The sequence below is a fragment of the Haloechinothrix alba genome, from assembly GCF_900188115.1.
In the GTDB taxonomy this organism is placed as follows: domain Bacteria; phylum Actinomycetota; class Actinomycetes; order Mycobacteriales; family Pseudonocardiaceae; genus Haloechinothrix; species Haloechinothrix alba.
Map to the genome: position 1 here is coordinate 1 of NZ_FZNW01000076.1, position 1,214 is coordinate 1,214.

Annotated in this window: 1 pseudogene; it reads right to left on the minus strand. The window is 68.3% G+C overall.

What is annotated here, in order from left to right:
- Positions 1-974: pseudogene (locus CHB84_RS22180) on the minus strand (IS481 family transposase); the annotation flags it as partial.
- Between the last annotated feature and the right edge of the window lie 240 nt (positions 975-1,214).

Genomic DNA, 1,214 nt, shown 5'->3' on the forward strand with positions numbered 1-1,214 from the left:
AGGGGCGAATAGTTGTAAGAGTCACGACCAGGGCGCGGAGCGACACGACGCTCACCCTGCCAGCCAGTCCCAGACCAGCCACCTGAAGACTCACAATGGTTGTAGCGGTGGAGGAAGTCGGGCAAGGCGGCGCGGCGTGCGCTCTCTGAGCGGTAGGGGTTGGCGTAGGCCCATTCGTCGAGGAGAACCCGGTTGTACCGTTCTGCCTTGCCGGTGGTCTGTGGCCGGTAGGCCCGGGTCCGCGTGTGGGCGATGTGCTGGTCGGCAAGCATGTCGCGCCAGGTGCGGGAGCGGTAGCAGGAACCGTTGTCTGTCATGACGCGCTGCACGGTGATCCCGGCGGAGGCGAAGAACGCGTGGGCCCGCTACCAGAAGGCCACGGCGGTGTCGGTGCGTTCGTCAGGCAGGATCTCGGTGTAGGCCAGCCGCGAATGGTCATCGACGGCGTTATGCAGGTAGGCATAGCCCATCGCGGAGCGGATCTGGCGGCCAGCGGCGCGGCCGAGAACCCGGTGCCCACCGCCGTCGGGGATGTTGCCCAGTTTCTTGATGTCGACGTGCACCAACTCGCCCGGCGTGGCCTTCTCGTAGCGGCGCACTACCCGCACGGTGGCCCGGTCGAGCTGGGTCAGCCGCGGGGCGCCATAACGCACCAGGATCCGATGCACCGTGGAGGCCGGCATGCCCAGCAGCCCGGCGATTCGCGCCGGGCCCCAGCGCCGCGACACCCGCACCTGGAGCACCCGTCGCTCGCGCCGGGTCGGCGTCCGCCGTGGGCAGCGACGCGGGCGGCTGGATCGGTCGGCCAACCCCGCCGCGCCGTGCTCCCGGTAGCGGACCGACCACCGGTGCGCCGTCGCCGTCGCCACCTGAAAGCGCTCCGCCGCGCGCCGCAGCGGCCACCGCTGCTCCACGACGCACCGGGCCAGACGCAACCGGCCAGTCTCGGTCAACGGGGCATTACTGTGGGGCACGAGGACCTCCGATCGTTTCGGGTGCAGATGTGGTGATCCACACCGAAACCGGAGGTCCTCCCTCACTTCAAGATCATCTAGCCCTGTGTCACCCGTTCACAACCTCCCCGGGCACTACACCTAGGACACCGGTCGCGTCAAATGAGGGACTCCTCAGGTTTGTGTGGGGAGTGTGATGGTGATGCCTCCGGCGCAGAGGTAGATCATGGCGATGAGGGCGGTGGGGCTGTGGTGGCCGTA